Raw genomic sequence first — 23,166 nt, 5'->3', positions numbered from 1 at the left:
GGATTCACAGCGCCGCAGGTCTCGATCTGGTGAGGTGAATCACCTAGATGGTTTCGCAGCCCCACTTGGGGCAGGGAGTGGCCATTTTGCTTGTGTGGTCGACGGGGGATGTGTGCGTGATGGCTTTCCCCCTGTGTCACGGGGGTTCCTCCAGCCCCCGTGACCTCCCCCACTCCCGGAACGGGAGCCCGCGGACGGCGGGTCAGCTCCACCAGGCGTCGTTGGTGTTCCAGTCCTGCGGCAGCTCGGGCATTGCCAGAAGCGCGTCGCGACCCGCGAGGATCGCGCCCGAGGCATCGGCGAAGGCCACCGCCAGCGCCTGCACGCGCGTCGCCATCTCTTCCAGTGTCCAGCCGCGCTGGAGCGCGCGGCGGGCGAGAAACGGGGCCATGGTTGCATCAGCACTTGCCGGATCGGCGAGGATCGCGGCGGCCTCGGCCGCCTGGGTTGCCCAGGTCTCGCGCTCCTCGGCCGGGTAATCCGCCGCGAGGGCGCGCAGTCGGGCATTCGCCTCCGCGTAGATCGCCTCGTCCGGGACCGGAACGGGCGGTCCGTCGACCCATTCTCCATCCAGAAACACGCTGTGCGGGTGCGGTCTCAGCGGAACGTTTTGCGTGCCGTCCATATAGCCGTCCAGAACACGGCCGGAGGGGGTGCCCACGGTCTCCCAGTATCCCAGATCGGGATGCCAGAAGCCGAGGCGGTCCTCGACGGCCGGTTCGGTGATGGCAACACGGGGTTCACTCATGGGTCATGGTCTCCATCTGAGTTCCCAGACCGGCCCGGTGGCGAACAGCCGGTAATAGTGGCCGGGCAGGATCGGGGCGTAGCAATGTGCAAAGTCGGTGCCAGAAACCCCGGTGTCCAATGTGGGCGACCAGGTCACGTTGTCGGTCGAGGTGCTCAACCTGCGGTTCCGGGCGTAGACGAAGATCGCGTGCTCGGTTGGGTTCTGGTAGGTCGTGCCGTCTGCGCGGGTTTCGGCCGCGAAGGTGGCATCGGGATGAAACCCGACCCCGACCGCCGCGATCTGCTCGTCCACCAGCGCCCTGATCGCAGATCGCGGCGCGAGCCTTGTGGCCTCGACCGAGAAATCCGGGTTGACCGAGATATCGCGCGTCGCCGCTCCCTTGAGCTCCAGCGCCTCGCGCTGCGCCGCCGCATCGGCGGCCTTTAATACCGCCTTGCCCTTGTCCGTGGCCCCGAGATTGGCGAGCGCCGCGTCGGCATTGCCAAGCCCGGCCAGATTGCCCTGCGGCTGCAGCGCGCTGTCGGCGCGGGCGAGGCTGTCGAGCACGGCCTGCGAGAGCGCCAGCGTCCGGTCGAGGCTCAGATCGCCGCCGCCGGTGAGGCCGGTTCCGGCCGCGATCACGCGCGCCGCGTCGGCCTTGCTCTCGAAGATCAGCTGCAGCGCGGGCTCGATGTTGCCCACCAGCAGCGCCTGCACCGCCGCCGTGGTCTCGGCGACAATATCGGCGCGGATCGCGTCCAGCGCCTCGAGCTTCACCAGCCTGAAGTCCCTCACTGCCATCGGTATGGTCTCCCTTTCTTGCCCATCACAGATCCGCCATCAGCACGATATGCGGATAGGGCGTGTCGCCTTCGCCGATCACCAGATCGCTGCCAAGCCTGAGCAGGAGCGCCTCACCACCCTGCGAGACCAGCGTGAGCTGCGGTGCGCCGCCGGTCAGCGTGAGCAGGTCCGCCGCATCGAGGCGCAGGGGCCAGATCGCCAGCCGCGTGGTGCTGAGCGCCGCACCGTCATGGCCGAAGGTCAGATCGGTCAGACCGGCGGGCGGCATGAGATCGGGCGGTGTGGCGAGCGACGCACCGGAGCGCGCCGCGGCCAGCCCGGCTGCGTCCCAGGCCAGCGCAATGCGAAAGCTGCCACCGCTGAAGAGCGGCCCCATGTCGAGGAGCCCGACCTGCGCGCCCTCAACCGTGACCGACGCGGTCAGGCGGTTGTCGGCGGTGGCGGCGAACGCAATCGCATTGGCCCCGGTGCCGTCACCGAGGCTCAGCAGCGTCACATCCCCGGCCTGCGGGTCGAATGTCACGCTGCCCTCCAGCAGCAGCGTGCCGCCGCCTGCAAGCGCCGCGGCGAGATCGACGCTGGCGGTCTGCGCCGCGACGGTCGCGATCTGCTCGAATGCCTTGATCTTCAGGGTCATCCTCCGGGTCCTTCGTTGCTGGGCGGCGGGGTGTAATCGATATGGGTCTCGGGACCGATGCCGAAGGCATCGCGCCCGGCAAACCACACCAGATTGGGCCAGCCCACAGCGCCGCGCGACCATTGCGCCGTGGTCACGTCCTGTGACCCGGTGAAGCCGCCGACCTGGTTGGCCTGCCAGCGGACGCGCCAGCCCAGCGGCGGCGCGGGATCGGGCACGGACCAGACATGCAAGCCATTGCCGAACTGGACGATCCCGGTGACCGGCACCGGCGCGGGCACGTTGAAGGCAAGCGTCGACAGCGCCCCGCCCTGCGCGCCCTGCTCAAGGGCCGCCGCATCGACCGAAAGATCGCGCAGCAATGCGCCAAGCTGAGCCAGCGCCGCCGCATCGAGATCGAGCGCCGGAGTGGCGCGAACCAGCTGCGCCATCAGGTTGCCCGCGGCATTGCGCAGCGAGAAGCGGTAGGATTGCGCGCCCGCGACCGGATCGGCGGCGATGTCGAGACGGCCCTCGGCAGCAAAGCGGCCCGGTGTGACCTCGGCGAGATTGCCGGGCGCAGGCAGTAGCGAGACCGAGATCGCGGCCGTCACCCAGGGGCCGCGCCCGCCCAGGATGACGGCGCTGCGCACCTCCGTGACCCCCGCCGGTGCGGCGACCTCGAAACTTGCCTCGCTGCCCGATCCGAGCGGCAGCCACGAAAGGCCACCATCGACCGAATATTCATGCACGAAGGTTGCCCCGGCCGGGAGCGAGGGCGCCAGGGCCAGATCGATGCGCAGCGTGCCTGCCATCACCGATGCCGCGATCGCGGTGATCGCCCCTTCGAGGCTTGCCAGCCCCGCCGTCGCCTCGTCATGCGCACGCGGATCATCGTCGATGCAGGTGACCGGCGAATAGCCGCCGCGCTCCTCGCCCACGCTCTCGACGATGAGCCGCATCGGCGCTGTCGCGGGCTCGCCGATGACCGCGCGGATGCTTTCGTCGCGCGCGCGGGTGCGTGCCACCCAGTCGCGCGGGTCGGAGCCGTAATCGGCGATGATGCGGTCCATCTCCTCGGCTGTCAGCGTGAGCCCGGCCGAGCGCCCCGCGCCGGTCGGGGCCAGCACCTGCACCGGCCCGAACACCGTGCCGTCCGGCCCGCTGAAGGTCATCAGCAGGTTGGCGGGCAGCGCGCCGAAATCCAGATCGCGCGAGAGCGTGATCGCGAGCCCCTGCCATGCATCCACGCCCACCGCAACGCCGCCGGTCAGTTCGGCATGCGAGAGCACGATCACGTCACCGCGGCGCAGGAGGCGGTTTTCCAGCTCGGTCTCGAAGCTGACGCTGACCGAGCGGAATTGCGAGGCGCGGATATCATGCGAGACCTCGCGCGCCAGATGCGTCCGGGCAGTAATTCCGAAATACCGCTCGCGGCGCTCGCGGCCAGTAATTGGCCCAACCGGCAGCTCGGAGGGCCGCCAGGTGCGCTCATCCATGTATTGCGCGATCAGCCGTTCGGGGCGTTCGCTGACCGCGAGACGCGGGCTGATGGTGAGCGAGCCGCGCCGGATGTTGCGCTCGGAAAAGAGCTGGCGCGGCACCGCCTGCGGCTCGTCGCGCCAGAGCCGGATGCGGCGGCCCAGCTGATCGGGCTGGGCGCGGCCTGCACGCAGCGCCGCCTGCAGCGCCTCCCAGAACGACATGCCCTGGTCGAAGATGGTGTCGAACCGGTCGCCGCGCGCGCTCCAGGTGGCGTGCAGCGCCAGCAGCTCGTCCATGTCGATATCGCCCAGCCGCCCGTGCATGCGCAGGATTTCCGCCACCGCCCAGGCGATCTCGCGGGTGGGCTGGGGCGCGCTCCAGCCGCTGCCGTCCCAGACCGGCAGCTTGCGGGTCTTGACCACCCGCACCTGACGGGCGGATTGCGCGGCAAAGATCTCGCCGACCGCAACCTTGACCGCCAGAAGCTCGAGCCCCTGATAGGTGCGCCCGCCCGGCATGATGCCCTTGAGCCCGGTCCAGAACGCGGTGTCAAAGGTGTTGCCATCGCCCGCCGCCGTCAGCCGGGTGAGGCGCAGCCGGTAACGACCGCCGGGCACGAACCATTTGTGCGAGGAGCGCAGGCTCGAGCGCGTGGCGGCGGTGAAGCTCAGCGTCTCGAGGATCTGGACCTCGGCCAGCGGCTGATCGTCATCGTCGATCATCTGCGCCTCGACCCTGATCTCGACGGTGCGCGACTGGTTCGCGCCGTTGCTGTCGATGCGCACCAGCTGCTGAAACCCGATATCGATCTCGATCGCCTCGATGGCGCGGCCCTGCGGGATGGCGCTGTGCCAGCCGACGGTCTGCGACGGCTCCAGCGTGAGGCCGGTCACGTCACCCTGGCTGAACACCGCCTCCTCGAAAAGCGTCACCGCCTGACCCGACAGGACATGCTCGATGGAGACGCCGGGCAGGTTGCCGGTCGGCGCGCCGTCGCGCCAGACGCTGGTATCACCCAGCAGCACCTCCTCGATCACATGCTCGCCGATGCCCACCGCCATGAGCTGGCAGATCACCTGCGTGTTGTTCTCGAAGCGCGCAAAGGGCGGCGTCACATCGTCGAGCTGGTGGATATGGCGGCCGAACTGCACCGGAATGGGCGCGCCGGGGCGCGCGACCGAAGGCTGTGCGCGGGCGGTGAAGGTGGGCGAGACCTCGTCGGTAAAGCCCGAAACGCCGCGCGGGCTGGGCGGCGGCAGGATCTGGCTGATCACGAACTGGCCGAGTGCGTTCACAAGGCCGAAGACCAACTGGCCACCGGCAGCCGCGCCGATGCCGAGGCTTGAGCCGAGGGTCGCACCAAGACCAAGGCCCGCTGGACCTGCGATGAAGGCGGCCGCCGCAATCACCGCGATCGAGAGAATGATCCTGAGCGGGTTCGAGCCGCCGCCGCCATCCTGCGGTACCTGGGTGATCACCAGCCGCTCGCCGGGGGCAAGGCGGCGCGTCTCCCAGTCCTCGGGCCGCACCGCCCCCAGATCGTGCAGCAGCGCCTCGAGCGCGTCCGCGTCCGCCGCGTCGGGCAGCCGGATGTCATCCGCCGCCCCGACGGGCCGCGCGAAGACCGCGATGCATTCGCTCGCCAGCCCCGCCCGCGTGATGATCCGGCGCAGGCTTTCTCCGGCATGCGCCTCGATCGGCACCGCGCGATGCGCCGCCAGCAGGGTCTCGGCCGGGATGCCCGGATCGAGCATGAGATCGAGACCCGGCACGTAGATCGCGGGGATCGCAGGCGCGTCGGCAGCGCCGCGCGGGCGGGTGGCCTTGCGGGTGGGCGTCCAGAACCGCAGCTGCCAGCCCATCACGCGGATATCGTCGGGCCGGTCATAGACCATGCCCGCGCCGCGCTGGCAGTGCAGGATGCGCCCCGCGATCCAGACCCCGATGTGATTGGCCCGGCCCATCCGGCGCATTTCCACCAGATCGCCGTCGCGCGGGGCCGGGGCACGCCGCCAGCGCTGGCGCGCCCCGGTGATGGTCCTGCGCCGGTCCGGCCCGAGACCGGGCAGTCCGCGCCCGAAGAGGCGGCGCTGCACCATGTCGGCGGCGGCCCAGCAGTCATAGGCGTCAGGCCCCTCGGCACCCTCGCGCCAGGGGATCCCGATCAGGAGGGCGATCTCAGAGACCAAGCAGCGGGAAGCGCGTGTCATAGAACTGTCCGTGAAAGGGGATGTTGATCACATCGGGCGCGCGGGCGGTCACCTCGACACCGGCGGCGGTGATCCGCGGATCGATCAGCTCGAACCCGTCGAGCACCTCGGGCTGGCCCGAGAGCCGCGTGGCCAGGGTGAAGGAGCGGATGGTGATCGCCACCGGCGTCAGCGTCTTGGACGCGGCAATCAGCGCCGCGGTGATCCTTGCGTCGACATTGGAAAACCGGAACCGCGCCAGCGGCACGCCGACGGCGGTCTTGTCGGGCCGCACGATCTCGATCGGGGCGCGGTTGAAGAGGACGATCTGACCGGCCTGCAAGGGGGCCTCCGCCTCGAGCCTGGCCTCGAAGAACGGCTCCGCCTCGATCTCGTCGGGCGGCGCGAAGATGCTGGCCAGGCGGATCGCCCCGGCCAGCCCGGTCACCGGATCGGTGATCTCGGGGTGGCGCACCTCGACGGTGGCGACCTCGATGTCCTCGGTGGCGTAGGCGTAGCTGGCGATGATCGACGGGTGGGGCATGGCTCAGCTCTCCGCCGCAAAGAAGTCGTGTTCGAAATCGAGGATCAGGGCGGGTGCCGCCGCTACGCTTGCGGGCCGGGCGGGCCATTGCCGCAGCACGAAGGCCGCGTCACCGATGCGCGGCAGCTTGCGGATCTCGATCTGCAGGGTGAGGCGATACTCATGATCGCCCACCAGCCGCGCGACCCACGGCCCGTTGCCCTCGTCGATAAGCCGCGCCTCGACCTCCATGTAATCGGCGTCGACGAAGGCCTGCATCCGGAACCAGAGCCGCCCGCCATCGGTCTCCTCCAGATACCAGCGCCGCAGCACCGCCATGTCGCTGCGCCCGACATCGAGATCGAAGCGCTGGCGGAGCGGCCGGGAATGCGCGACGCGGCGCACCCGGTCCTCGCCGTCGTCGAAATCCGAACGCCGGGTGAGGCTGGGCAGCTGCAGCTCGAAGGAGGAGAACTGCGGCTTGAAGAGGTCCGGAAGGGGCCATTTAAGCGCCATTAAATACCCCCTCTGAGATTGAAGCGCCCGGCGATCGCCGGGGCGAGGCCGCGCCCCTGCGCGGTGTTGCGCGCAAGGCGGCCCTCGATGTCGTTGAAGATGAGGTCGATATCGAGGGCGTCGCCGTTCTGACGCGCGGTGATCTGCGGCTCGCCCGGCGCACCGATCACGTTGAGATTGATCACCGGCGGCTGGGGCGATCCGGCGGGCGCGCCGCGCGGGGCTGCCGCGAGCTGGGCCAGACCCTGAATGGTGGCGGCGGTGGATTGCTGTTGCGCCAGCGTCAGCACCCGCTCGTCCTCCTCGAGGATGGCGGGCACCTCGCCGGGCAGCAGGCCGCCCCGGTGCAGGCGCGGTGCGCCGTCAAAGAGCGCGAGCGGCACGCGGCGAAGAGTGCCGCCGTCGCGCACCGCGCCGCCATCATGAAATTGTGGCAGGACAATCGATCCGCTCGAATTGGTTACGGATGGAAATCCAGCCAGACGCGTACTGAGTTGCGTGGTGGACCCCCCGCCAAAAATCGAACTGAGGAGGTTGCCGAAGATCCCGCCGCCCGCACTGCCGAGATTGCCGGTCGCCGCCGCCGCGGCCAGCCGGAAGAACTGCCGCAGCGCGAAATCCACCAGGTCGGCGGTCTCGATCTTGCCGGTTTTGGCCAGGCTGACGAAGGCGTCCTCCATGCCGGAGAACGCCGCCTTGACCGTGTCCTCGGCAATATCGGCCATGCTGAGCTGCGCACCGAAGACCTCGTTCAGCCCCCGCTCGACGCCCGCCTGCCAGTCGTCGCGGTTTTGCAGGTCCTCCGCGTAGGCGTCCTTGAGCCGGTCGCGGGCAATCGCATCAACCATGTCGGCATATTGCTGGTGGCCAAATCCGGCGGCGCGCAGCTGCTCGATCGTCTTGACGCGCCAGGCTTCGATCTGGCGCTGCTGGAACTCCAGCGTGCCGCCGAAGCGCTGGCCGAACTCCTCGAAGGCCTTGGCAAGGATATCGACCTCCTTCTTGACCTTGCCGCCGCGACCCGAGCTGAAGAAGGCGTCGGGGGCATCCTGAAGTGCGGCGAGGGCTTCGGCGCGAATGCGCGCGACCTGGGCCGCCAGTTCCGGCCCGTCCAGGCCCGCGCTGCGCAGGCGGCGCTCCTCGGCGGCGGCGAGCAGGAAGGCGTCGCGTTCTGCGCCGCGTGCGGCTCCCTTGCCAAAAGCCGCCTCGGCCTGGGCGCGGTCGCGCGCCGCCGCGACACGCTCGCGCAGCCGGTCAAGCTCGGTCTGGCTATTGCCGAGTGCCGCCTCGACGCGCTTGACCGAGATCAGGTTCTCGACCGCCGCGCGTTCCTGGTCGGTTGCCGCCGTGAGGTTGCCGCGCAGGCGGATCATCTCGCGCAGCACCGGGTCGGAGGTCCGCATGACGTCGAGCTCGCCGCGCAGGCTTTCGAGCAGTTCCTCGACGGTCTCGCGCGCCCGTGCCTCGGCCCTGGTGCGTTCCTCGGTGGCCTGCCTGGCGCTTTCCGTGGCCTCGCGCTCGGCAAAGAGTTCCGCGACCTTGGCGGCAATGGCCTGACCGGCCTCGCTGTCGGCGGCGACACCGGCCTTGAGCTGGGCCGCGCGCTGCGCATTGGCCAGCTCGCTCAGCCGCGCCGCCTCGATCTCGCGCTCGGTCTCCGCGATCACCCCGGCGATGCGCTCCTCGGCAATCTTCTTCTGTTCATCGGCCGATTTGCGCGCTGCCTCCGCCGCCTCGTCCGCGGCATCGCGCGAGGTGTCGATCAGCCCCGCCACGCGCGTATCGAGCGCTGCGATCTCCGCATCGAGCCGGTCGAGATCGGCGGTCAGGGTCGCGGCCAACAGGCTGAACTCGCCGCCGGGACGCGCGGTCTCCTCGGCCAGGCGGCGCGCCACCTCGGCCCGGCGCTCTTCCAGCGCCAGCAGCCGGGCTTGCTCGGCCACGACATCACGCCCACCCGCACCGCCCGCCGGAGTCTCATCCAGCAGGTCATTGAGCGTGCCGACGCCGCGGCCGACGAGCAGCAGGAATTCCGACAGGCGCGAGCCGTCGTTGAGCCGCTGGCCGATGATCTCGAAGAAGCGGTTGACGTTTACGCCCAGAAGATCGAAGCCGCCCGCCAGACCGCCGCCCGCCGCCACCCCGGTGCCCCCGACCTGCTGGGCGATGGCCTCGAGGATCAGACGCTGCGCCTCGGCCACGCGCCCGGTTTCCGCAAAATCGCGGATCATCTCCTTTTGCGTGGTCGAGAAGCTGACGCCGACCCGCGTGAGCGCCGAGAGGCCGGTGATCGGATCCTCGAGCGCCTTGCCGAGCTGCACCGCGTTGCCCTCGAGCGTGCCGAAGCCGCTGGCGGCCAGATCCTGGCTGAGCTCAAGCGTGCGATCAAAAGTCTCGCCCGCGATCGAACGGAACGTCAAGAGCACTGTCGCGGCGCGCCGCACCTCGCCTTCGGAGGCCAGCGTGTCGACCGCGATCCGCCGCGCGGTGGCGTTGATCTGATCGGCGGTGCGCCCGGCAGCAAAACCGGTGGCGTTGAGCGCACCCTGCAACGTGAGCTGCTGGCGCTCGTAATCGGTGAACGTGCTGATCCCGCGCGCGGCGGCCAGCGTGAGCCCGCTCAGCCCGACGATGGCCCCCACGGCGGCAATGTTCATCCGCCCGGTCAGGCTGGCGATGGTCGAAAACCGCGAGGCAACGCCGCCCAGCGGCCCGTTGATCAGCGCGGCACTGGCGGCAGCATTGGTCATCGCCCCGGAAAAGGCCTGCGTGGCGGCGGTGGCGCGCAGGGTCTCGGTGCGGGTGCGCGCCTGGGAGCGGGCCAGCCGATCCCCGGCCTGCGTCGCCCGGCCCTGGGCGGTGGTGCTGCGTTCTGTCTCGCGCCGGGCGCGGGCGCTGGCCTCGGCACCGTCGCGCTGCGCGCGGGCGAGCTGTCCGGTGCCGGTGGCGGCCTCGCGCGCGCTCTGCCCCGCGGTGCGGGTGGTGCCGCGCACCTTTTCCATCTCGGCGCGCGCCCGGCGCAGCGCCTCGACCATTTCCTTCTCATCGGCGGTGAGCTTGGCGGAGACCAGCATCATCTGCGCGGCCCTCCGATCCGGGGGCTCCGCTGGCGCACGGCACCGCGCAGCTCCGCCAGCACGGCCTGTTCAAGGATCTGCAGATGCGCGAAATCATCCGGGCCCACGTCGAGACCAGCCAGCCGCGCGGTGGCCTCGGCCGGTCCGTAATCGAGACCGGTCGCGCGCCCGTCGCCATCGCGCCGCCATTGCGAGGACATCGCCAGAAACCATCTGAGTGCTGTGGCAAGCCAGGCGAACACCTCTGTCTCCTCCCTTGTGTCATCGCCCGACGCGCGCGCCACCAGCGCACCGATCTGCGCCGCGCTCAGCCCGAAGGCCGCAAGCTCGGTCTGGAACCTGTCGGGTCCGGCGGCGCGGGCGGGCCGTTTGAGGATCGCGCGCGCCGCCGCCTTCAGTTTTTTGCCTCGATCCCCATCATCGCGCGGGCATAGGCATCGGCAACGCCGAGCAGGACGTAGTCGAATTCCAGCAGCTCGGCGCGCAGCGCGTCGCTGTAGGGGATCGGCTTGCCGTCGACATCGGCGATCTCCTGCCAGTCGAGCCAGACCTGTTCGAGACCGGCCTTGCCGTCGAGCGTGCCCAGCCTGTTGCGTTCCTCCTGCGGCAGGATCAGGAATTTGGCGCGAAAGGTCTGCACCTGCGGGCCGTCCTCGGCGGGCACGTTCAGCCTGACGGTGACCCAGGTGGTGGGGCGGGGGTTGAAGCGGAAGCTGGTCATTTCGCGGTGATCCTGAAATTGCCGGTGGTGTCGTGGTGGAGGTAGAGCAGGTCAAACGTGGCGATCACGTCGTTGTCCTGCTCGCCCAGATCGCTGAGGAACGCCTGCACCCGGTCGGCGCGGAACTCGAACCGGTTGCCCAAGGGGCCGTTGCTGAAGAGCAGCGCCTGCTCGGTGCCGTCGAGCGAGCGCGCGAAATAATCGAAACTCCCCAGCGCGGGGGCGGTCACCACCATGCGCCCGGTATATCTGCGCCGCCCGCGCCGGGTGCTCAGGTCATTGGGCCGGTCCGAATAGATCACCGGGGTCTCGTCCTGCATGGTGAGCTCGCGCAGCACGAGCGTCTCACCCGCGAAGCTGAAGGCGCTGTTGGCGTAGCTGACCGGATCGACCTCGCGGTAGGCCGCCTGTCCGAGCGGGCCGATATCGAGCGGCGAGGCGGCGGCGATGGCACCGCGCGCCACCGGCGCGCCGTAGATCGCGGTCAGATCGAGATCGAGCCGCGGCAGCTCGCCGTCGCGCGCCTGAAACCCGATCGTGCCGGTGGCGTTGATCGCCTCCTGCAGAAAATCGTCGGCGGTGCCGGGCGCGCCCTGCGTGCCGCCAAAGCCGCCCACCAGCGTGGCCCATTTGGCATTCGCGTCCGAGCCGGGGCTGTAGGAGGCAGAGATCCCCGCCTCGACGGTCTCCGCCAGACCGCAGGCCTGGGCGATCTCGCCCCAGAAGGGGGCGGTGCCGGGGGCGACCCCGGCGGCGGCCTCGAGGGCGGCGGTCACCCGCACCCGCGGCCGGGCGAGGAAATCCTTGCCCGCGCCGCCGGGCGAGCCGTCGAGAATGTCGCGGGTCTGGCGGTCCGCCTCAAGCGGGCGGTGATTGAGCTCGAGCGCGGGCAGAAGGTTGGCCCCGCCATACTCTGCCGCCACGTCTCTGGCGGTTTGCAGCCTGGCGATCAGAAATCGCGTATCGAAGGACATCGGCATGTCAGCCTCCTGTGGTTAAGCGCCGCCGGAAGCGGAGCGAGAATTCGTCCTGCCAGCCCAGCAGCCCGCCGGGCAGTGGCCCGGTCACGAGCTGGCCCGAGAGGTGGCTCACCGGACCATCGGCATAGTCCGGCCCCCAGCCCGCGAGGGCGGAAAGCAGACCGGCGCGCACCTCCTCGAGCTGGCTCACCGCGCGCAGACCCGCATCGTGGCGGATGTCCTCGGCCAGGGTGACGACGATGAACCGCGCGGTGACGCTGCTGTGCTGGGTGCCCCCGACCATGCCGGAGGGTCTTGTGGCCTCGGCTCCCGGCATCACGAAGGCCAGCGGACTGCCCATCGCCCCTGACTGTGCCGCCCGGCGCATGTCGGCGGCCCCGCCGACGCTGCGATAGAGCGCCGCCGCCTCGATGCGGGCCACGATCGGTGCCAGGCTGAGCACCGGCGCGCTCATGAAAACGCCTCTGCCAGCCAAGCAGCCACCTCTTGGGCGATTTCGGCCTCGTCCGCGGCGTCAAAACCAAGGAAGGGCCGCGCCGGAATGGTGACCTGATCGACCATGACGAACTGGCCGTTGGGCAGCCGGAAGGCGAGCTTGTCGGCATCGCGCGGCTTGATGGTGCCGCCGCTCTGATGGATGGCCGCGTAGGGCACATTGCTGCCCACCTCGACCGAGCGTGGCCCGGCCTCGGAGACGATGCTGTCACGCAGCCGGGTGCTGTCGACCAGCGTCTTGCCGCCCACCTCGCGGGCGCGCTGTGACGGTGCCCAGGGCACGCCGCCCGGTCCCTTGCTCTGCTCGAAGCGTTCGGAGACGGAGGTCTCCAGCACGCCCCCGATGCGGCGCATCAGCGGCGTGAGGTCCGAGAGCTGCCGGAGCGCGTCGGTCAGACCCGCCTCGAGGCCGGTGTCTTCGAGCGTGAGCGATAGTGTCACCATCTCAGAAGCCCCCGAGCGTGTCGCGGGTGAAGGTCGCGGCGGGCGCGCTAACCTGCGGGCGGTGAGACTGGCCGCGCGCGCTGTCGGTGGGGGTCTCGTCGCCCAGCGACACCTCGCCCGCGCGCACCCGGCGCAGAAAGTCAAGCGCCAGCGCGTGGTTCTCCTTCGCGCCCTCGATGGCCGGGGCGCGATCGCCGAGCAGCCGGTACCAGGCGATGGCGGCGGCATGCACGCTCAGCACGCGCGGCGGGTTGGCGGTGTCATAGAGGCCGGAAACATAGCTTTCGGCCTCGGCAACGGCGTCGTCGATCGCCACCTGCAGCGCGGACATATCAATCGCGCCCACCGGGCCGGAGCGCGTGGTGACCTCGGCAAGGCGCGCCTCGCCGATGCGCTCGATCATGTCGGGGACGGTGAGAAAGGGCATCAGCGGGACCTCATGGAAATTCGGGTGCCGGTCTCTCCCGGCTGTCACGCCTCATCTGCGCGGGCGTCCGCTGGGGGTATTCAGCTGGCCGGATCGGCCGCGGCCTGCATCTCGTCCCAGACCGCGTTGCGGACCGCCGCCGTGATCTGATCCGCAAGATCGGGCAGCGCGGCCTGCAGCGCCTCGACCCTGGGCTTGGGCTCCTTGCCGCCGGTGAAGCCGTCCTGCGGCAGGGTGCCGATCGCCTCGATCAGCGCGGCGCGCAGCGCGTCCTCGCCGCCCGCCGGGGCGGAGGGCGCAGGTGCGCCCCCCTCGATCGCCTCGATCGCGCCCAGGGCGACGAGCCGCTCGATCTCGGCGGGCGTGCCGATCTCTTCGGCCTGCGCCTCAGTGCCGAACTCCAGCCGCGTGGCGGCGATCACGGTGCGTTTGATGAGATAGCTCATGCCCCGCCCCCTCACGCCACGTCCTGGAAGAGATAGCCGGTGGCCGGGGCCGCGATGACCTCGCGGACCTGCTCGCCGACGCGCAGCGTGGTCGCCCCCTTGAGCCCGACCTTGGGATCAAAGAACCGGCCCGAGACGCGCCCGTCGAACTGCGCCGTCCAGCCCCATGACGGTGTGACACCATCCGGTCCGGCCTGCGTGTTGCGGTGGATGAGCGCCAGATGTGAGGCCCAGACCCGCTCGAAGGCAGCGGTCTGGCCCTTGCGCGCCGAGTTGAAATAGGTGTCGCCGACGAGGATCTCCGAAAGCTCGAAGAGCTCGGCCACCGCCTCGCGGCTGGCGCGGCCCTTGTCGCCCGAGGTGCGGTTGATCGCCTTGAGGATGTTCGGGTTGGTCGACAGCGCGGTCCAGCCCTTGCGGTCGATCACCGCCACATTGGGGCGCATGATGAAGGTGGCGTCGAGCGCCTGGGTAATCAGCGCGATCGGATCCGAGGAAGCATGCGAGAACTGCGATGTGCCCGAGAGCACCGCCTTCTTGTCGGCATCGTAATTGTCCGGGTCCTGCACCATCGCCGCCACGCGCTTCTCGCGGTCGAGCTGAATGAGATGCGTCAGACCCTCGACGGCGCGCGCCTCGGGATCGAAGGCCGAGTTGCCCGCGGCGCGCATGCTCCGCGCGGCATCGATGTCGCGCTGCGGCACCACATCGTCGAGGCCGTAATCGCGCACCGACGAGGTGCGCTCTTCGCCGGTGAACTCGACCTGCTGGACGAGACCTTTGCGGCCCACCTCGGTGTCGGGCACCGTGAACATCTGCTCGGGCGGATACCAGGTCCACTTGAACTCAGGCGCCATGACCGGCACGCGCGGCATCACCCGGTCGGCGATGAAGGCGATATCGGGGTTGCGGTAGTTGACGGCGATCGCGGTCAGGACCGGATCGACGACAAAGGGGGTTGGGGTGCTCATGGATCAGCGCTCCTTAAGGATCAGGGGGATCAGGTGACGGAGTGACGGGCCAGCGCCACGTCGATGATGTCGCCAGCGTCGCCGGACTGCAGCGCGTAGCCGATGGCCACATTGCCCGCACCCGCCACCGCCGTGATGCCGAGGCCGCTGGCATCCGGGGCGATCGGGGCTCCGGCCGCCACGGTCGCGCCCAGCTGGACCTCGGCCGAGCCGGACATGATGACGTCGGCCATCTGGCCCTCGGTCGCGTCGAGCTGATCGGCGATGCCGATGGCGCGGTCGGTGGCGGCGGCGGCCAGGGCAATGCCGCCCGCCGCGCCGAACTTCACGATGCGGCGGCCGGGAATGGCGGCCTCCGCGCGGAAGGATTTGATGAATGCTCCGGGGTTAGGCATTGTCGCTCTCCATGGTTTCCTCGATCTGCCGGGCCGCCTCGGCGAAGCTCAGCGTGCGGCCTTCGGCCTCGGCATCCTTCATCAGCCGTCTGGCGGCGGCGGTGACGTCGGTATGGCCCTTGATCTGCGGCAGGGTCTCGCCGCCCGCCCGCTCGCTGAAATCGATCAGCGGTTTGGTCTGCTTCAAAAGCAGGTCGCGGAACCACTGGCGCGGGCTGGCGCTCTTGCCTTCGGCAAACGCAACCACCTCCTGCGCATCGAGGCTCTCCATGAAGGCGGCCATCTCGTCCTTGAGGCCTGGTGCGATCCGGCCCTCCGCGGCGAGCGTGTCGAGAAGGGCGGCATCCTCGGCGCGCCGGGTTTCGGCCTGCGCCTCGGCAAAGGCGGCCTCGCGGGCGGCCTGCTCGGCCTCGCGCCGCTCCAGCGCCGCAAGCCGTTCTTCGGGGGTCTGTTTGTCCTCTTGGGACATGTCTGTCTCCTTTTGCTGAAGGTCTGGTTCCGCGAATGGCGCGGGTTCCTGGCGCTCGATCACGTTGCGCATGAACTCTTCGGTGGTGCGGATGTGCTCCAGCTCATGGGCGGGCACGATCTGGTCGGCCACCTCCTGACCCTGCGAGGCGAGCAGCCAGTCGCGCAGCCCGGCGATCACCCGGCGCAGCCCGCCAAACCCGGCCGAGGCCAGCCCCGCGATCTCGGCCTCCGAGAATGCAATCTCGAGGGTCACCGCCTCGGCATCCTCGGCGAACTCGGCCGCCTTGAGGCCCTTCACGGCGGGCGGCTGCGCGCCGAGAAAGCCCACATGCTTGAGGTAGTAGCCACCCGGTGCGGGGTTGGCCGCGGCTTTCGGGGGGTAGAAGCTGGCGCTGATCCGCTTGAAGCGGCCCGCGCGGACCATTTCGGCGAATTCGGGCTCGACCTGATCGGGCTCGGCAAAGAGCTCGGCACCTTCGGCGCGCAGCGATCTGATCCAGCCATAGGCCGGGGCATCGGTGCGCGGATGGCCCACGACGATCGGAGCCTCGTGGATCGCGGGATCGTAAGCCTCGGCGATGGTGGCGATCTGGCCCTCGGAGAACTCGAGGGACTGGCCCGACATGGCGGTGTGCCTGCCCGCGCGGAAGATGTGAAGCGGTTGTGTCATGCGCCCGACATTAAGCCGGGCGCAAGGGGCACATCAGATGAAGGACTTCGGTGGGAGAAGGTCCGGTCCTGCCGCGGCCTCTGGTATCAGACTAGCGCCGCCGGGGGGCCTCCGGCAAGCCCGGATTGCAACCGCGCGCTGAGCGGCCCGCTGAGTGGCCTCAACGGCGCTGACGGGGGCTGGGCCGGAAAATCTCTCAGAGGGTATTGAATGGGTATTTAATGGCGCGCTCAGAGGGTATTGCGTGGCGCGGGCTCGGCGGCGGATGCGCCCGGCGGCTGAAATCCCTCCGAAACCGCCTCAGGGGGCCGGATCGTCGAGAAAGGCGCGCAGGATCGCGCGGCGTTCTTCGGGGCTGCGTCGACGGGCAGGGCCGAACATGATCTCGAGCTGTTTTTTGCGCGCCGCGACAATCTCGGTCTTGTCCGGATCGTCGTCAGGCAGAGCCTCGGCGTCGCGCAGCGCGTCTTCGTAATCCTGGCGCGAGAAGCCTTTGGGTTCGGTCAAGAGATAAGCCAATCCTCACTCCTCCAGCATCTCGTTGATTGCGCGGACGACCTCTGCGACCGGGCGTCCCACTCTCTGGCGAACGGCAAGGGCGCGCGCACCGGGACTTTCAGAATATAGGATCAGCCCTTGCGCGCGCAACACCTCAAGGACAATCAGGCGGATTGCATGGTCGCGGTCCGTCGGGTTCAGATCTGGCACGATCTCGTCGATCATTTCCCCCGCGACGTCCTGAAACCCCACGACGCTGACCCGTGCGGAGGACAGACGGACGGCCCGGTAGAGCGATCCGTCGTGGCCAACCGCCAGGATCGAGGCGACGTTGCGCCGGAACATCAAATCCATGTCCGTCGGACTGAGCGGATGTGAACTGGGGTGGTTGTGCACCAGGCCGAGCTGCCGCCCGGCAGCCAGTTGAGTGAGCATCGTTCCGGTCAGCCTGACACGGTCGCCCCGCCCGATATTCCAGTCGATCTCCTGACCCGTTGCCAGATCGAACATGCCCATATGCTCGCGCCCCTCGGCGAGACCGAAGAGCCGGGCGCGGGCCGCGAAACCAAGCTCGGTGGCCGCCGCGGCGGCTGGCAGGCCGCCGGAGATCGCCGCATGCCTGCCCGAGAGATCGAGCCAGGCCTTGCCCGCATTGCCGTCCCAGGCGGGATCGACGCCAAGCGCGATACGCTCGATCTCGCCGGAGCGCCGGTTGAGCACGTCGCGCTCCTGCAGCCGGAAATCTTCCGTCACGCTGAGGCCGCGCCGGTCCAGCATCGCCTGGCTCATCTGCTGGACGGTGCAGCCGCAGTTCCAGCCGTTGGGCGGATAGATGCGCTCCCAGGCCGGATCGTCCACCGGGAGGACGAGATCGTGATAGATCGCGTGATCCGCACGCTTGGTCGCGCGCTCGATCTGCACATAGCGCAGGAAGGGCAGCGCATCCTTGATCCGCTCGATGCGCGCCCATTTCCCGGCGGCATGCGCGGCGCGCATATTGGCGTTGAAGATCACCTTCAGGCGGCGGCGCGATCCGAGCTGTACGTTCTTCAACTCGCCGGTGAGCGGATCGCGCTCACTCCCCTGCCCCCACCATCCCAGCTTTTTCAGCTGCGGCTCCAGCGCCTCGGAAAACGTGCGCAGCGTGCCGCCGTCCGCCAGCGCCCGGTCCAGCTCGGCCCGGATCAGCTCCAGCACCTCGATGCGCATCGCCTTCGCCACCACGAAATTGCTGGCATGTTCATTGCGCCAGACGTCGCGGTGATCGAACCGCCGGTTCGGGGCCGCGAGACCCTTCGCGCGAAAGAACGACAGTGCGTCCTCCGGGCGCAGGCGCTTGAGGCGATCGATCATGGCGCAACCGCGCCCGGCAGGCTGTCCTCGCCATCGGGCAGTTCCTCGTCATCGACCACCGCGCCCAGCTCGCCCGCCAGCCGGGCGGCAAAGCTGGCCTCGGTCAGCAGCTCGACCAGGGCGGCGCTGTCGCCCGGCGCGTCGCGCAGCGCATCCAGCCGCGCGCGCAGATCCTCCGGCGTGGTCTCCGGTCCGATCCCTTCCAGAAAGGCCGCGATATCGGCAAAGAGCGGGGCCGCGGCTGCCTCGGCATGGCCCTCGGCGATAATCTGATCGACCAGATCGTCGATCGCGCTGTCATGACGGTGCTCGGCAAAGTCGGGCACGGCGGGATCTCTGGCCGGGGCTGGCTCTGTGCGCTCGTACCCGTCGCCATAGGTCTCCCTGACGCGCTCCTCGGTCATCCGCCAGCCCATCTGATGCAGCTTCTGATCCCGGTCGACGGCGGCCGTCGTATCCTCGGGATCCTCCATCTTGCGCCAGACCTGCGGCGGTGCGACGCCGGGAAAGTTGAACTCCGAGAGCCGCGCCACCGGCCCCTCGTTGAAGGACTGGCACACCAGATCCGCATCCGACTTGGCAACCCGGTCGGCCACGCCCTCATGCACTTCCGCCTGGGATCGGCTCGAGCCATCATCGGTCGTCATCGTCTGCGACAGGATGATCTTGGCAATCGCCTCGTCCATGGTGTCGTGCAGATGCTGATAATTGAGCGATGACGCGCCCGCCGGGGCCGACAGCATGTCGATATCCATCCCTTCGGGAATGATGATCCCGGCCTCGGAGCGGATCGAGAGCACCGCCTCGAGCAGCGTTCGTTTCTCTTCATCGGTGGCGTTCGGCCCGTATTTGCCCATCGCGGTCGGCATGCCGAACTTGTCGAGCGCGATCAGCCAGAGCTTGAGCCCGTTGCGCTTGAACCAGACCGGCCAGTAGAGCCAGTGCGCGAGGCCCAGACCATAGGGCTCGTCATCGTGATCCGCCCCTGTGGAAAAGACCCAGAATTTCTCCGCCGGCATCTCCTCGCCGGTCAGCATGTTCGACAGGGTCAGGAGGCGCAGCCCGCACGCCTCGTCGAAGCGAAACCGCACCCGGTCGCGCACCCGGATTTCCTCCCAGCCCCAGAGCCGCCCGTCGCGGCGGAACATCTGCTCGGCGACCGAATAACCATAGAAAAGCCCCCAGAGCATCTTTTCGGTGAGCCGGTCGAACTTCATGGCGCTCAGCTCGTCGCGCAGCCAGTCGGCGGCGCGCTGGCCCGCCGCCGTGTCCTCGCCCGGCACCACCTCCCATTCGCGGCTGGTCACAGCCGAGAGCCGCTGGATCATCACCGACTTGACCTGCGGGTCAGTGAGGATCGGCTTGTAGATGTCAAAGCTGCCGCCGCCGCGGGTGCGCAGGATCGGGTCCGTCGGCTCCAGCAGCGGGCCGATCCAGGGCCGGGTGATGTCACGCCCGTCCCGGATGCCCGCAAGCTCCATCGGGTTGCGCAGGCGCACCGATCTGAGCCGCATCGTGCTGGTTTTCCTAGCCATCTGAGAACCCTCCGAAATCCATGCCGCCACCGCCGCGGGCAAAGCCGCGCCGCACCCCGCCCAGAACGCCGGTGAAATCGTCGATGCCGCCCGAGGCGCGTCGCCCGCCCGCCGCGAACTCGATCGGCACCTGCCCTTCGGCCGCCGCCGACACCGCGAGCGCGCCTGCCCAGAACCTGTCGGCGTGCCCGTCGGTGTCGCCGTCGGAAATCAGCCGCCGGATGCCGGTCGGCCCGACGCGGGAGCGGATCGCGTGCAGATCGGCGCGCAGGACCGGATCGCCCGCCGGGATCCGCAAGGCGCGGTCCTGCATCCGTTCCTTCAGCGCCGTCGCCATGTCGAGCTTGGCCGCCGCGGTGAAGAGCACGCCCGAGACCCGCACCGAACCATAGCGGCGCTGCGCATCCTCGACGGGCTTCTCGCCCATGCCGGTCTGGTCGATCGCGGCGCGCGTCACCCGGTAGCGCCGGAACACGCCCGCCAGCAGCAGGTCCTGTTCGGCAAAGCTGATCCGGCGGCGCGCGATGATCTCGCGCGTCCAGAGCACGTCGCCCACCGCCTCCAGCACCCAGATCACGAAGAGATCGTTGCGCGCGGCGATATCGACGCCGACAAAGACCGGCCCGCCGGCATAACCCTCGGGCCGTCCGGCGGCGTCGTGCTCGCAGCCCGCGATCAGATCGTAATCAAGCCAGCTTGCCGCCTCGTCGAGCCATTTGAGCTCGAATTCCTGCGCCCAGGCGTCCTCATCGGCCATGCCCGCGCGCAGCTCATTGATATCGACTTCAAGCCCCTCTTCAACGGCCTGGTAAATATCCACGAAATGCCGCGACCACTGGCTCTCCTCCGCGGTCATCAGCTCATAGAACTTGTTGCCCTTGCCGTTGGGCGTGCTGATCACCCGGATCTTGTGGCCACCGCGCGCCGCGACCGGAAAGGCCGAACCCCAGATCCGGCGGCTGTCGCGGTGAAAGGCGAACTCGTCGAGGATCAGATTGCCGCCGAAGCCGCGCGCGGCGTCCGGGCTGGCCGAGAGCGCCACGATGCGCGACCCGCCCGGAAAGCGCACCTCATGGGTCTTGTAGGTGGCGTCAAGCTCGGGCGCATGGAACTCGCCCTCCTCGAAGACCGGTCCTTGGCCGCGGGCGAGCTGATTATAGGCCGCCCAGAAGCCGCGCACGATGGGCTTGAGCGCATCCTCCATCGCCTCCTTGGCGGTGCTTTCGGAGCGCGACAGGATGGTCCAGCGGGTGCGGCTCCCCGCGATCTCGGCGCGGATCGCATCATCGGCCGCCTCGCCCATCGCCCCGAAGGTCTTGCCGCCGCGCCGGGTGAACATGCCGATCTTGAACCGGCTCTGATCCTGCAGCCAGCGCTTCTGGTACGGCAGGAAGGTGATGACGGGCGCGGCCATCATGCCAGCCCCATCACCTCGCGCGCGGCCTGCGCCGCCACCGCGTCGATCCGGCCCGTCGCGATGGCCTGATCCAGCTTCTGCGACTGGGCGCTGCGCTCGGCCCTGAGGATGCCGTCGCGCAGGCTGGTCGAGCGGATCAGGTTGTTGAGCGCGGTGGTCAGGTCCTTCATGCCGCGCGGATCCGGCAGCTTGTCACCCGACATCATCATCTGCAGCCGCCACTGGATGGTGGTCAGTTGCTGGAAGAGCGCAGAGGTGACGTCGACCTCCTCCTTCAGGCTCGCCTCTTCGAGGAAGGTCCGGATCTCGTCCTGCGCGCGCTCCTGCATCTGCGCAAATTCCTGGAACTCCTGACCGTAGGCATGGATCGCCGATTTGCCGATCCGCACCTCAAGCCCCTCTTCCTCGAGGCGAAAGTTGAGCGCCTCGGCCAGATCCTCGTATCCGGAGAAGCCGCGCTCGCGCAGCTCGTCCTGCAGCCACTGGCGCAGCTCCTTCGGCAGCAGATCAACCTTGCGGCGCGGCGGCATGTCAGACCCTCCGGGCGCGGGGGCGCTGGATATCCGGGTGCGTGGCCTCGCCGCGGGCGGTCTCGATGCCGCGCAGTGTCGCCTCGGCGATCACGAACTCGCCGTGATCCTGCATCAGGACCATGCCCTGCTCCTGCAGCCAGGCCAGCTCGGTGATCACCTGGTCGAAGGTCGAGCCCACACCCACGCCGTTGAGCACGTCGCGCAGGATCGAGGCGTTGGCGGTATAACCCGAAACCTGCTCGAGGTGGCGCAGAATGGCCAGACGGCGATGCTTGCGGATGGTTACGTTGTAATCGCTCACTTCTTGCCTCCGTCGAGCAGGTGATCTTCGTGGCGGCTGACGATGATCTCCAGCCGGGCCATGATCTTGGCGTTGCCCTCCATCACCGCCCGCATCTCGTTCATCGCCCCGGTCTGTTTGACCAGTTCGAGCTGCAGCGCGTGCATGTCATCCTTGCCCGGCATGCTGGAAATCGTCTGCTCGATCCGCGCGATCCGGTTTTCATGCCGGTCCATGCGATCATCGCCGTCCTCGAGCTTGCTGTTGACGCTCGCGTCGCGCGCATCGAGGCGCGCATCGAGATCCTTCCGGCGCGTGGCGATGAAGGTGTAGAGCGCCGCCAGGATCGGGAAGATGACGCCGAGAGCCTTCCAGAAGATGTCCCAGTCGATCATGCAGAGCGCCTCCAGTCATCGAGCGCCGGATTGTCGCCGGGTTCTGTCGAGACCAGGGCCACCTCGGCATCCGGGCCGGGATCGGCGACGCCGGGGCTGTCATGCCGCAGGGCGCGCAATCGGGCGATGTTCTGCGCCACCTGCGGGGCCTGCGCGATGATCCGGGCGGTCTCCTTCTGCATCGAGACGCCGCGGAACTTCTGCATTTCCCGCGCCCCGAAGTAAAACGCCACGATCGCGCCCATCAGCACCCAGAGCGGCTCCGGCACCAGCGCCAGCCCTGTCATCCGCTCGGCAAACCACAATGGGTCGGCCATCGCCGACCAGAAGAGGAAAATGCAGCCAAAGGCCATCATCGGGCGCGGCAGGCGATTGAGCCCGTCGATGAACTGCCCCCACCAGCCGCCACCATGGCCGAACTCCGCCGCCATCTGCGCCAGCGCCGCCTGCTGGAACGAGGCCTCGCGCGCATCCGCGGCCTCGGCATTGGGGCGAAAGACCTGCGCCGTCTCGGCGATGACATTGCGCCCGCCGCCAAACAGCGCGCCCATGAACCTGATCAGCCCCATGCCGCAATCCTTTCTGCAAACTGCGCCTCGGTCATCCGGTAGCGCTGCGCCATGAATTCCTCGGCGCGCCGGATCCAGCCACCCTTGCCGCCCGCGCGGCTGCGCGCGTATTTGCGGCTTGCGGGGCGTGCATCGGCCAGACGCAGGTAATAGTTGCGCCGCGCGATGGCATAGGCATCGGCGATGTGACCGGGGGCCGCATCATGCGCGGCCTTTACCGCCCGGATCGTCGCCGGGCCGATCACCCCGTCCACCGTGGCCGGATACCCCATCTGGGTGACCAGCCGCTGCAGGATCTTCACCGCATTGGCCCCGGCATTGACCTGCATGTCGAACACGCTCGCCTGCAGCGCCTCGGGCAGCTGCGCGATGCGCGGTCGCACGAAATAATGCTCGATGAAGATATCGACCGCCTGCGCGCGCGTGAGCAGCCGCACATCCGCAACGGTGACCCGCCCGTCGCGATCAAGATCGAGCCCGAGGGCGCGCATCGTGTGGATCGTCACGCCAAAGTTCGTGGCCCCGCCGGGATCGTCGGGGTCATTCACAAAGCCGCCCTCGCGGGCGACGATCTCTTCGGCGATGTCTCGGACTGTTTGCATGGCGCACCCTCTTTCCCGTCAGGA

At 68.8% G+C, this 23,166-nt stretch carries 26 protein-coding genes; all 26 read right to left on the bottom strand.

All coding sequences use genetic code 11. From position 1 onward, the window contains the following. Positions 1 to 202 precede the first annotated feature (202 nt). Positions 203 to 748, bottom strand: a complete 546-nt coding sequence (locus tag BSG08_RS01310; RefSeq protein WP_093030833.1) for a hypothetical protein — start codon at positions 746 to 748, stop codon at positions 203 to 205. Positions 749 to 751: 3 nt separating this feature from the next. Then, the gene (locus BSG08_RS01305; protein ID WP_093030830.1) at positions 752 to 1,531 is read right to left on the bottom strand and encodes a hypothetical protein; all 780 of its coding nucleotides are present in this window, start codon (positions 1,529 to 1,531) and stop codon (positions 752 to 754) included. Between the two features lie 25 nt (positions 1,532 to 1,556). Further along, entirely contained in the window at positions 1,557 to 2,171 is a 615-nt protein-coding gene (locus BSG08_RS01300; RefSeq protein WP_093030827.1) for a hypothetical protein, read from the bottom strand. Next, a complete protein-coding gene (locus tag BSG08_RS01295) occupies positions 2,168 to 5,845 on the bottom strand; it encodes a host specificity factor TipJ family phage tail protein (protein WP_139274524.1) in 3,678 nt (1,225 codons plus the stop codon). The genes BSG08_RS01300 and BSG08_RS01295 overlap by 4 nt, the downstream gene beginning before the upstream one ends. Further along, positions 5,814 to 6,368, bottom strand: a complete 555-nt coding sequence (locus BSG08_RS01290; RefSeq protein WP_093030821.1) for a DUF1833 family protein — start codon at positions 6,366 to 6,368, stop codon at positions 5,814 to 5,816. Before BSG08_RS01290 ends, BSG08_RS01295 begins: the two co-directional genes overlap by 32 nt. 3 nt (positions 6,369 to 6,371) lie before the next feature. Beyond that, complete coding sequence (locus BSG08_RS01285) at positions 6,372 to 6,863, bottom strand: hypothetical protein (RefSeq protein WP_093030818.1); 492 nt, start codon at positions 6,861 to 6,863, stop codon at positions 6,372 to 6,374. Next, positions 6,863 to 9,940, bottom strand: coding sequence for a phage tail tape measure C-terminal domain-containing protein (locus tag BSG08_RS01280; protein WP_093030814.1), 3,078 nt, complete (start codon positions 9,938 to 9,940; stop codon positions 6,863 to 6,865). Before BSG08_RS01280 ends, BSG08_RS01285 begins: the two co-directional genes overlap by 1 nt. After that, entirely contained in the window at positions 9,937 to 10,182 is a 246-nt protein-coding gene (locus BSG08_RS19385) for a DUF1799 domain-containing protein (RefSeq protein ID WP_175544657.1), read from the bottom strand. The genes BSG08_RS01280 and BSG08_RS19385 overlap by 4 nt, the downstream gene beginning before the upstream one ends. Before the next feature lie 152 nt (positions 10,183 to 10,334). Next, positions 10,335 to 10,661 carry a hypothetical protein gene (locus BSG08_RS19380; RefSeq protein ID WP_175544656.1) on the bottom strand — a complete coding sequence of 109 codons (327 nt, stop codon included), beginning with the start codon at positions 10,659 to 10,661 and terminating at the stop codon, positions 10,335 to 10,337. After that, the gene (locus tag BSG08_RS01270; RefSeq protein WP_093030808.1) at positions 10,658 to 11,641 is read right to left on the bottom strand and encodes a hypothetical protein; all 984 of its coding nucleotides are present in this window, start codon (positions 11,639 to 11,641) and stop codon (positions 10,658 to 10,660) included. Before BSG08_RS01270 ends, BSG08_RS19380 begins: the two co-directional genes overlap by 4 nt. Before the next feature lies 1 nt (position 11,642). After that, positions 11,643 to 12,095, bottom strand: a complete 453-nt coding sequence (locus tag BSG08_RS01265; protein ID WP_093030805.1) for a phage tail terminator protein — start codon at positions 12,093 to 12,095, stop codon at positions 11,643 to 11,645. Further along, positions 12,092 to 12,580, bottom strand: coding sequence for a phage virion morphogenesis protein (locus BSG08_RS01260; RefSeq protein ID WP_093030802.1), 489 nt, complete (start codon positions 12,578 to 12,580; stop codon positions 12,092 to 12,094). Before BSG08_RS01260 ends, BSG08_RS01265 begins: the two co-directional genes overlap by 4 nt. A gap of 1 nt (position 12,581) precedes the next feature. Further along, positions 12,582 to 13,007, bottom strand: coding sequence for a gp436 family protein (locus tag BSG08_RS01255; RefSeq protein WP_093030799.1), 426 nt, complete (start codon positions 13,005 to 13,007; stop codon positions 12,582 to 12,584). Between the two features lie 80 nt (positions 13,008 to 13,087). Beyond that, positions 13,088 to 13,453: a hypothetical protein gene (locus BSG08_RS01250; protein ID WP_093030796.1), complete on the bottom strand. Its 366-nt coding sequence runs from the start codon at positions 13,451 to 13,453 to the stop codon at positions 13,088 to 13,090. A gap of 11 nt (positions 13,454 to 13,464) precedes the next feature. Next, a complete protein-coding gene (locus tag BSG08_RS01245) occupies positions 13,465 to 14,424 on the bottom strand; it encodes a hypothetical protein (protein ID WP_093030793.1) in 960 nt (319 codons plus the stop codon). Positions 14,425 to 14,453: 29 nt separating this feature from the next. Next, on the bottom strand, positions 14,454 to 14,819 hold the full coding sequence (locus BSG08_RS01240; protein WP_093030789.1) for a capsid cement protein: 366 nt from the start codon (positions 14,817 to 14,819) through the stop codon (positions 14,454 to 14,456). Further along, entirely contained in the window at positions 14,812 to 15,960 is a 1,149-nt protein-coding gene (locus BSG08_RS01235; RefSeq protein ID WP_093030786.1) for a hypothetical protein, read from the bottom strand. Before BSG08_RS01235 ends, BSG08_RS01240 begins: the two co-directional genes overlap by 8 nt. A gap of 300 nt (positions 15,961 to 16,260) precedes the next feature. Further along, complete coding sequence (locus tag BSG08_RS01230) at positions 16,261 to 16,479, bottom strand: hypothetical protein (RefSeq protein WP_093030783.1); 219 nt, start codon at positions 16,477 to 16,479, stop codon at positions 16,261 to 16,263. Positions 16,480 to 16,482: 3 nt separating this feature from the next. Continuing rightward, positions 16,483 to 17,811 carry a phage head morphogenesis protein gene (locus BSG08_RS01225; protein WP_093030781.1) on the bottom strand — a complete coding sequence of 443 codons (1,329 nt, stop codon included), beginning with the start codon at positions 17,809 to 17,811 and terminating at the stop codon, positions 16,483 to 16,485. Continuing rightward, complete coding sequence (locus BSG08_RS01220; RefSeq protein WP_093030778.1) at positions 17,808 to 19,346, bottom strand: DUF935 domain-containing protein; 1,539 nt, start codon at positions 19,344 to 19,346, stop codon at positions 17,808 to 17,810. The genes BSG08_RS01225 and BSG08_RS01220 overlap by 4 nt, the downstream gene beginning before the upstream one ends. After that, positions 19,339 to 20,760, bottom strand: coding sequence for a phage terminase large subunit family protein (locus BSG08_RS01215; protein ID WP_245770569.1), 1,422 nt, complete (start codon positions 20,758 to 20,760; stop codon positions 19,339 to 19,341). The genes BSG08_RS01220 and BSG08_RS01215 overlap by 8 nt, the downstream gene beginning before the upstream one ends. Further along, positions 20,760 to 21,293: a phage protein Gp27 family protein gene (locus tag BSG08_RS01210; RefSeq protein WP_093030772.1), complete on the bottom strand. Its 534-nt coding sequence runs from the start codon at positions 21,291 to 21,293 to the stop codon at positions 20,760 to 20,762. The genes BSG08_RS01215 and BSG08_RS01210 overlap by 1 nt, the downstream gene beginning before the upstream one ends. Before the next feature lies 1 nt (position 21,294). Next, a complete protein-coding gene (locus BSG08_RS01205; protein WP_093030769.1) occupies positions 21,295 to 21,597 on the bottom strand; it encodes a VpaChn25_0724 family phage protein in 303 nt (100 codons plus the stop codon). Then, positions 21,594 to 21,971, bottom strand: coding sequence for a DUF2730 family protein (locus tag BSG08_RS01200; protein WP_093030766.1), 378 nt, complete (start codon positions 21,969 to 21,971; stop codon positions 21,594 to 21,596). Before BSG08_RS01200 ends, BSG08_RS01205 begins: the two co-directional genes overlap by 4 nt. Then, positions 21,968 to 22,540, bottom strand: coding sequence for a holin family protein (locus BSG08_RS01195; protein ID WP_093030763.1), 573 nt, complete (start codon positions 22,538 to 22,540; stop codon positions 21,968 to 21,970). Before BSG08_RS01195 ends, BSG08_RS01200 begins: the two co-directional genes overlap by 4 nt. Then, a complete protein-coding gene (locus BSG08_RS01190) occupies positions 22,531 to 23,142 on the bottom strand; it encodes a holin-associated N-acetylmuramidase (protein WP_093030760.1) in 612 nt (203 codons plus the stop codon). Before BSG08_RS01190 ends, BSG08_RS01195 begins: the two co-directional genes overlap by 10 nt. Between the last annotated feature and the right edge of the window lie 24 nt (positions 23,143 to 23,166).

This window comes from Roseovarius azorensis (genome assembly GCF_900109455.1).
In the GTDB taxonomy this organism is placed as follows: Bacteria; Pseudomonadota; Alphaproteobacteria; order Rhodobacterales; family Rhodobacteraceae; genus Roseovarius; species Roseovarius azorensis.
This window is presented reverse-complemented; position numbering and strand designations above follow the sequence as displayed.